7 protein-coding genes are annotated in these 8,505 nt (G+C 53.5%); 2 read left to right on the top strand and 5 right to left on the bottom strand.

Features of this window, described 5'->3' with window-relative positions; translation table 11 throughout:
• The 5 genes from AB1J88_RS29470 to AB1J88_RS29450 form a co-directional block, all read right to left on the bottom strand.
• Window positions 1–2,971, bottom strand: a 2,971-nt coding sequence (locus AB1J88_RS29470; RefSeq protein ID WP_430292736.1) for a methyltransferase domain-containing protein, incomplete at its 3' end; no start/stop codon positions are given.
• A gap of 4 nt (window positions 2,972–2,975) precedes the next feature.
• Window positions 2,976–4,316: an ABC transporter ATP-binding protein gene (locus AB1J88_RS29465; protein WP_430290006.1), complete on the bottom strand. Its 1,341-nt coding sequence runs from the start codon at window positions 4,314–4,316 to the stop codon at window positions 2,976–2,978.
• Window positions 4,306–5,142: an ABC transporter permease gene (locus AB1J88_RS29460; protein ID WP_430290007.1), complete on the bottom strand. Its 837-nt coding sequence runs from the start codon at window positions 5,140–5,142 to the stop codon at window positions 4,306–4,308. The genes AB1J88_RS29465 and AB1J88_RS29460 overlap by 11 nt, the downstream gene beginning before the upstream one ends.
• 176 nt (window positions 5,143–5,318) lie before the next feature.
• Window positions 5,319–5,837, bottom strand: a complete 519-nt coding sequence (locus AB1J88_RS29455; protein ID WP_430292737.1) for a hypothetical protein — start codon at window positions 5,835–5,837, stop codon at window positions 5,319–5,321.
• On the bottom strand, window positions 5,729–6,220 hold the full coding sequence (locus tag AB1J88_RS29450) for a glycosyltransferase (protein WP_430292735.1): 492 nt from the start codon (window positions 6,218–6,220) through the stop codon (window positions 5,729–5,731). The genes AB1J88_RS29455 and AB1J88_RS29450 overlap by 109 nt, the downstream gene beginning before the upstream one ends.
• A 543-nt stretch (window positions 6,221–6,763) precedes the next feature.
• Here AB1J88_RS29450 and AB1J88_RS29445 point away from each other — a divergent pair.
• Window positions 6,764–7,732, top strand: a complete 969-nt coding sequence (locus AB1J88_RS29445; protein ID WP_430292731.1) for a UDP-glucose 4-epimerase family protein — start codon at window positions 6,764–6,766, stop codon at window positions 7,730–7,732.
• A partial coding sequence (locus AB1J88_RS29440; RefSeq protein WP_430292734.1) for an MraY family glycosyltransferase occupies window positions 7,732–8,505 on the top strand: 774 nt, incomplete at its 3' end. The genes AB1J88_RS29445 and AB1J88_RS29440, both read left to right, overlap by 1 nt.

The following is an 8,505-nucleotide window of genomic DNA, read 5'->3' as shown; positions in this document are numbered from 1 at the left end:
GTTCATCACAGTCGCCCCAGTAGTGCATGTGAATGACATTTGGTTGTAGTGCTTGCAGGTACTCGACAAAAGGCATCTCGTCTGCAGACAGTTTGATTTCCTTGATGGTGATGCCCGAATACGCGGCGGGGATCGGCGCATGGCTGGTCAGAATACTTTGCTCGAACCGGACGCCCAGGTATTCGTAGATGTCCACCACCAGGCGTGAGGAGCCGCCGGTCATGAAGTTGGCGATGACATGCAGCACCCGCGGCCGGACAGCATTCACACTGGTTGGCTGCTTGACGATGTAAGTATCTTCACTGATGTCGGTGGGCGCATCAGTGTTCGACACAATAGCTGGTGGCTGGCCTCTCAGGCTTTTCTTCAAGGCCGAGACGGTCGGACTCAGCAAGCGACGTGCGGGGGCAGGGGTCACGAGGGAGGCGAGCATGTAGGCGATGCGCAAGTATTTCTTGAGATCGTTGGGTTGCGCTGCAAATGCCTGACTCAAACGAAACAGTCGGCTCCGGCCGATGGCTTGTAGCCGTTGCTCGCGATGTGCGACTTCAACGTTGAGCTGTTGCACGATGGCGTTCTTTTGTTCCAGGTGCTGGTTCAGGGCGCTGATCTCCTGCTGTCTTGCTTCAGAGGCAGCCAGTGCTTCTTGCAGGGCGTCATTAATTTCATTCAGCGTGGAGTTCAGATTCTGACTCTGATTGATGGCGGACTCAGCAACCGCCTCTGTTTTGTTGATGAGATATTGGAACGCTGCCTCGGTTTGCGAGATGGCGGACACGAACGCTTCTTCCGTCTGTGTGATCGCAGAGTGAAACGCTGCCTCAGTCTTGGTGATGGCGGCCTGTACGGCGACCTCGGTCTGCGTGATCACAGACTGAATGGTCGCATCTTTGTCGATGACCACCCGATTCAGTCGCGCGGTTTCCGCCACGATACCTGGCATTCTCGACAGTTGAGAGTCGCGGTCACGAAGATGCTGATGCCACCATTGCGGGGTGCGATTCTCAATGTTGGAAACGTATCGCAAGGCATAAGCGCACGAAGAAGCGAGTTCGACAATGGCGCCCAGTTCGGACATACCAAAATCGGTCGGTTTTTCGAGCGAGCCCAATGAGGCGCACCAATCGATGGCGAGGGCCTTTTCTGCACTGGTGACACCTGTACGCCAATACAACGCTGCTTGTTGATTATTTCTTTTGCCGGACTCGATCAAACCCAGATTCAGGTAGGACCTGATTTGCTTGGTAATCAGAGTCGGGCTGTATTGAGTGCAGTCATAGGCCACACAAGTTTTATAAAGATCAATGGCGCGATCAGTGTCGCCTGCGGCCTGCCAGAGTTGGGCCATAACGAACGATATCGATACTTTCCAGCGCAACTGCTGCGGTGAATGATCCGCCTGATTCATGTAAGCGTCAGAATCTTTTGCAAACACTTCCAGCTGACTCACCGTCAGTGTGGATGCCTGCAGCAGTTGGTAAGCCTGAATGCACAGTGCCGCTCCCAGGTCAGGTGAGGTTTCCGGGGCTTGAGCGGCGACTTCGCGGGCAAGCTCGAGCAGCTTCTGAGTGTCTTCGATGCGATGACCGATCGTGACCAGGCCTTTCACCAGCCAGGGGTTGGCATAGTCGTCAAAACGCGTGACCTTCCATCCCGGGTTTTCAGGATAGAGATCGTAGGTGGTTTCGCGGTAAGGCACGGTTGCGCCAAGTGTCGGCGATTTCATGCCGACCAGAAGGCACCATTCACAAGACGGATCTTTTTCGATCAATGTCTTGGGGTCTACTTCATACAGCTCGCGAATGCCGACTGCCCACTCGTAAGCATTGTTGATTTTCGGTTTGTATTGATCCGCTGTCTGGGCGTAAGCCGCTTCGACGATGAAGTCTTTTTCCAGTTCTTTAACGATGCGCTCCCACGTGTAGACGTGAAAGTGGAATTCGTTCGGATCTTCTCCGGTTTCGTCTGACCAGTCATTTGGAACGGAAAGTACGATTCGCCCGGACGGGCTTAGGACCCGGTAGAACTCTGCCAGCAATCCAACCGGATCCGGTACGTGCTCCAAGGTTTCAAACGAGGTAATGAGGTCGATCGAGTTATCCGGAATATCGTTCAGCGCTTCCGGCAGCCAGCCTTCTTTGAAGGTGAGTTGCGAATTGACCGCAGCAGAGAAGTTTTTTTCAGCGTATTTGACTGCATAGTTGCTGCCATCAACGCCGAGGATCGAACTGGCGTCCGAGCAGTTGAACAAAGTATAGGCGCCGTAACCTAGTCCGCAGGCCGCGTCGAGGATGCGGTCGCCGTTGCGCACATAGCGACTGGCCAGGAGATAGCGAATGATATGGCCATCGGAGCGACTGCCAGGCTCGCGCGTCATGTCCATGTGCAGGTCGCGCTCGTCTTTCAGCGCTTCCAATGGATAAACGGTGGCGGCTTCCTTGGGAAGCTTCTCAAGCGGTATGGCAATTTTGCCTTGTTCATATTGCAGAGACTGGTAATCGTTGACGCGATAGTAGGCAGGGTGTTTGCGTACGCCGTTTTCGAAGAACAGCATTTCCCAAGCTTTGCGGGCTTCTTTTGTGTCGGGTTCGCAGCTGGTGTCCAGAAACAGGAAGATGTTGCGTTTCGAGACTCTTGGCGCTTCGACAGCCAAACGCTCGAGGGAGAGAGCAGCGTCGTCGGCATGAGTGATCAATACCGTCGAAAAACTCTCGTCGTCCAATAGCAGGTCAGCACCGTCCCATGCAATGAACCGTCCTGGAAGCTGTGCATTGCCGCACTCGGTTTCAGCACCCGGGAAGACGTTGTACGCCTGCACACCCGCCAGCAGGAAGGCCCGCAGCAACTCTGTATCAGGCAGGCCGATATGTAGCACTTTGCCGTTACCACAGGCTGAAAGTACCTGCGAGACCAGTTGTTGGCGTTCCCCTGCCGTCAGTGATGCCGAGCAAATGTTTGTGGAAATAGTCATTGGCTCAGCCCTTGAGTTCGATTGCTTTCATGCGGAGGTCGAGGACACCGCCAAAATGGTATTCGCGGGGCTTGGTAGCCACCGTAAAAAATGCCGCCTCGTCACGCCAGTGAAGAATGCGTTGTTCGGCGTAGTAAGGTTTGCCTTCCTGGGAGATGGCAGCCTGAATTTCGTAAAGGTTGGCGCCCAGACTGCATTCAAACTGAAAATCAACAGAGGACTCGGTGCCGGCAGTGAATGTCTTGGTCCAGAAGGTCTCGCCCGTCGCCAGATTGGCGGCAATGGCCATGTCCTGGTTTAGCGTGCCCCAGGAGTAAATCTTGACGCCTTCCTTGTTGCGAAGACGTAGGCTCACATTCAGGTGGTCAAGATCGACGTTGCAGCGGAAGGACACGCGAATGACAGACGTCTGTGTGGCATAGAAAACCTGGGTTTCTTCGCCCTCGGCGTTCAACACGCGCACATCCAGAACCTCGGCATCCTGATTACCGAAGGAGAACCGGTCTGCAGTTTTCGATTCGGTCTTGGCAGTCTTGTTATCGTCCTTCTGATGTTGCGCAGCCTTGTCGGAAAGGTTTTTCGTCAACTGTTGCAGGTAAAGACTTTCCTGTTCGTGCAGGTTCCTGCGGTAATCGAGGATGACGTCGGCCGAAGACCCGATGCTTTCAATTTTCCCATTGGAAAGAAAGATCGCCCGCTGCGTGAGGGTCCGCACCGATTCTTCATCGTGGGAGACGAACAGCAGGGTTGTGCCATTGCTGGTGAGCTTTTCGATTCGTTCGTAGCAGCGTTTCTGAAACAGTGCATCGCCGACCGCCAAGGCTTCGTCGACAATCAGGATTTCAGGTTTCAGATTAGCCTGGACAGAAAATGCCAGCCTCACGAACATACCGCTGGAGTAAGTCTTTACGGGTTGGTCGACGAATTCCCCGATGTCTGCAAACGACAGGATGTCATCCATCAGTTCGTCAGTCTTGCTGCGACTCAGGCCGTGAATCGCACAGTTGAGATAAACGTTTTCCCGCCCGCTGAATTCCGGATTGAAACCTGAGCCCAGCTCAAGCAGCGCGGCAATGCGCCCATCGACATTTACCGTGCCCGAGGTCGGCGTCAGTGTGCCGCAGATAATCTGCAGCAGTGTGGATTTGCCCGAACCGTTTTTGCCGATGATGCCGACAGACTCGCCGCGTGCAACTTCAAAGTTGATGTCCTTGAGAGCCCAGAACTCATGGTGAAGTTTCTTTGATGGCAAGATCATCTGAAGCAAGCGATCGTGCGCTTTCTCATACATGTTGAAACGCTTGGAGAGGTCATTGACGCGAATGGCAACATCTTTAGAGGACATCAGCAAAGCCTGCGCGAGTTTTTTGGAAGAATGCAAAGCCGAGGCAGCAGATAACAATGCCGACGATATAGCTCGTGCCAAGTGTGTGCATATCAGGGATCTGGCCGAACAACAGGGTTGCGCGGCCATTTTCGATGACAGCGGTCAATGGGTTGATATATAGCCAGCCGCGGTACTCTTCAGGCAAGGCGCTGATCGGGTAGAAAACCGGCGACAGAAACAGCAGTGCCGTGGCGGCCATGCCCGTGACCTGGCCAATATCGCGTATGTATGCGCCGAGTGCGGACAAGATCCAGGATAGGCCTATCACCATCAGGATTAGCGGTATCAGAACAATCGGGAAAAACAGCGCAGTAAGCGGAATCGAGTGATTGAACACCAGTTGTGCTGCCAGCAGCACCGACAGGCTGACGCACAGGTGAAACAGGGCGTTCAACACCGAGGTCGGAGCGAGGGTTTCAATCGGAAAAACGACTTTTTTTACAAAGTTGACGTTGCCAGTGATCAGTTTGGGTGCCGAGTTGATGCATTCTGCGCAGAACGCATGAATGATCAGGCCGGTAAACAGAATCAGCGCGAAGTCGACTTTGGACCCGGTGGCCGCACCGCTGCCGCCCCAGCGCGCATTGAATACGGTTGAAAAGACAAATGTATAAATAGCGAGCAATAGCAGCGGGTTGATAAATGACCATGCTACGCCCCCCACTGAACCGCGATAACGAGATGAAATCTCTCGTTTCGTCAGTTGCATGATCAGTTGGCGATTTTTAATTGCGCTGATCAGCATTCGCAAAGGCGACGTTGGAAATGAATCATGCATGTTCAAGGCAAAAGCTCCAATGGAGGCCGTTCGGTAAGTTGATAGATTGTACGAGCGACGTTATTTAGTTCGCTTGAAGGTGGCGACTGGAAGTAGCCGATGGGTGCAGCGCAATGACTGAAACCCGATTTGACGAATACACCGTTGCCATCACGGTGAAGCTTTCGATTGGTTGTCATCGGTCAAATACCCTTCACGATGGCTGCGAGGAGAAGTCCGATGTTACCTGGCAGTGTCTGGCGGTAGACACCGGCACGCAGCAGTCCAAGAAGGCGGCGCGGCAAGTTGCCTTTTCGCGCAAGGCGAAAGCATTCAAGTTTTTTCCGGTTTTCATTAGTCAGCAGTGCGTGCGCCGAAGTCAGGCAATGGATGTTCTGTTCATTCCAGTTCGAAAAGCGTCCTTTGAGCATCTGGCGAAACCGTGAAAACCGGGCTTTCAATCCGGAGTTGGCCCCGATCAGGTTGTCTTCATGCTGACGATACAGAACGAAAGGTTGTGCGTCGTAGGCAACCTTGCCGCCAGCGCCGGTCACCAGAAGATAGGCCCACCAGTCGTGCGCGACGATCTCCAGATGATCGCCTGCGATGCGCATCAATTCGCGTGCTGCATGGTTGAACACCATCGTATTGCCTCCCGCGATGCTCTGTACCAATGCATTGGCAAACGCCGGAGGACGTGAAAAAAGTGGTGAGCATTCCATGGCTTTCCGTGCGAGTTCATGCCGCGGGTCCTCCCGCAGTAAAGTGCCGGAACATCCGTGGGAATCGTTTGCAGCCAGTCCAGAGCTGTCTCGAGTTTGGTGTCCAGCCAGATATCGTCCTGATCAGACCATGCATAAAAATCCGCTTGAACAGCCTCGTTGCAGGTGAGAGTCAGGAAATTGGCGGCAAACCCCCGTTTGGGACCCTGGAACACGCGGACACTGTCTGCTGTCTTCAATCCTTCGGAAAACGCCGCGAGAATGTCCAGGGTCTGATCGGTTGATCCGTCGTCGGATACGGCAATTATCCAGTTTTCGTGAGTCTGGGTTGCGATGGAGGCCAGTTGGTCAGCCAGAAAACGTTGACCGTTGTACGTGCACATAAGTATTGCGACACGCTTGGACAATGAGCGGTGGAAGCAATTTGACTTCACGAGTTGGTTTGCCGGGTGAGTGTCCACGCTAGAATCTGATGTTGAGGGGCTATGCACCTAGCACTCCGTTGCGAATAAATGACTCGTTGGTCAGAAAAATCCGTGGCGAGGGCACTAACCGCGAGTCAGCCTCGGAATAACATTGGATGACCAAAGTCAAAACGGGCATTGTAGCGAAAATTACTTTGCCCTAGTAGTGCTTAGCCGCATCTGCGCAGGGATATTGACCGGCGGACAGGGGGCAATCAGGTAGCATGTGCATCCGTCATTTTTATGGCTGAAAAGCATGGTCCGGGTTTACAGGTATCATGGCCGCCATAGACGACAGATCTCAGGCGTTGCCCTACAACAAATCCATTCGGTTTCGCGTGTTCAGTGCATTGGCTTGCTGCCCAGGACGATGCTTCGCGATCACAGCAGACTGCGCGATATGTCGAAGGTGTGGGACCAGGGTTGCTATCACGATGATTTTGCTATTTAAGAATGAGATAGATGAACGCTAGCACCGTATTGGTTACAGGTGGTTCGGGTTTTCTGGGCGGCGCCCTGTTAAGGACATTGGCAAGTCAAAAAGAATACTCCTTGCGCACGGCATTAAGACGTGACTGCAAAAGCCTGCCTGCGTCAGTGCGCGCGTTCAATGTTCCTGGCCTGACTCCAACCGTTGATTGGCAGGCTGCTCTGGTTGACGTCGACGTTGTAGTGCACGCCGCAGCACGGGTTCACGTGATGGACGAGCAGTCGGGCGATCCCTTGACCGAGTTTCGCTTGGTAAATGTCGAGGGCACTCTGAACCTGGCTCGACAGGCCGTGAAAGCGAAGGTCCGTCGATTCATTTACATCAGCTCAATCAAAGTGAACGGGGAGTCTACTGTTCCTGGCAGAGCCTTTACGGCAGACGATCCCTTTTCCCCCGTCGATCCCTATGGCATTTCCAAGTGTGAAGCTGAAGAAGCTCTTCGCCAGTTGGTATCTTCGACGTCAATGGAACTTGTTATTATCAGGCCCGTACTGGTTTACGGGCCGGGCGTGAAAGCGAACTTTTTAAGTATGATCCGCTGGCTGGACCGGGGAGTTCCGTTGCCATTTGGTGCGATCGTCAACAAGCGTAGTCTGGTGAGCCTGGATAACCTGATCGATCTGATACTGACGTGCTTCTCTCATCCAGCAGCGGCCAATCAGACTTTTCTTGCCAGCGATGGTGAGGATGTATCCACAACAGAGCTGTTGATGAAAATCGGTCGAGCATTGAATAAGCCCGCGAGGCTGTTGCCATTTCCGGTGGCTTTTATGCGTCTGGGGGCAAAGCTCCTGGGCAGGGAGGCCATTGCCCAGCGACTTTTCGGTTCTCTTCAGGTTGATATAAGCAAAAACTTACGACTCTTGGGGTGGGTGCCTCCAATGAGCCTCGATCAAGGACTGAACGCGACCGTGCAAGCCTATCTGGAATCTCAAAAGTAATGAACTTCTACTGGATTGTTCCATTGTTGGTGGGAGTTTCGTTCGCCCTGACCGCAGGCTTAAGGCGTTATGCGCTGGCGCGAAGCCTCATGGATGTGCCGAATGACCGCAGCTCTCATTCAGTCCCGACTCCGCGCGGCGGAGGAGTGGCAATAGTGCTGAGCTATGTTGTAGCGCTCTGTATGCTATATGGCTGTGGATTGATGTCATCTGATACCTTTATTGCTTTTCTAGGGGCGGGTTCGGTCACTGCTGTGATCGGGTTTCTGGATGACCATGGCCATATTGCCGCGCGATGGAGATTGCTGGCGCATTTCCTGAGTGCGGGTTGGGGAGTTTACTGGCTGGGGGGGCTCGCGCCCTTTGCCTTGTTTGGATTCTCGATTGATCCAGGCTGGATCGGGCATTTTCTGGCTGTGGTTTATCTGGTGTGGATGCTGAATCTCTATAATTTCATGGACGGTATCGACGGTATTGCCAGTCTTGAGGCGATCACCGTGTGTTTCGGCGGCGTGCTTATCTATTGGTTCAGCGGTAACGCTGATCTTGCATGGCCCGCAGTCCTTCTTGCTGCTTGCGTAGCGGGTTTTTTGTGTTGGAATTTTCCGCCGGCGAAGATTTTCATGGGGGATGCAGGCAGTGGTTTTCTGGGTGTCGTGTTGGGACTTTTGTCTCTACAGGCGGCTTGGATCGCGCCTGATTTACTGTGGGGTTGGCTCATTCTGCTAGGGGTGTTTATTGTCGATGCCACCTTCACGCTGTTAAGGCGTCTG

Source organism: Pseudomonas sp. S8 (genome assembly GCF_050473925.1).
Lineage (GTDB): Bacteria > Pseudomonadota > Gammaproteobacteria > Pseudomonadales > Pseudomonadaceae > Aquipseudomonas > Aquipseudomonas parakoreensis.
This window is presented reverse-complemented; position numbering and strand designations above follow the sequence as displayed.

Bases quoted from the DNA above. Each gene is read 5' to 3' on its own strand.
- AB1J88_RS29465 (WP_430290006.1), bottom strand. From the start codon at position 4,316: ATGTCCTCTAAAGATGTTGCCATTCGCGTCAATGACCTCTCCAAGCGT.
- AB1J88_RS29455 (WP_430292737.1), bottom strand. From the start codon at position 5,837: ATGGAATGCTCACCACTTTTTTCACGTCCTCCGGCGTTTGCCAATGCA.
- AB1J88_RS29450 (WP_430292735.1), bottom strand. From the start codon at position 6,220: ATGTGCACGTACAACGGTCAACGTTTTCTGGCTGACCAACTGGCCTCC.
- AB1J88_RS29445 (WP_430292731.1), top strand. From the start codon at position 6,764: ATGAACGCTAGCACCGTATTGGTTACAGGTGGTTCGGGTTTTCTGGGC.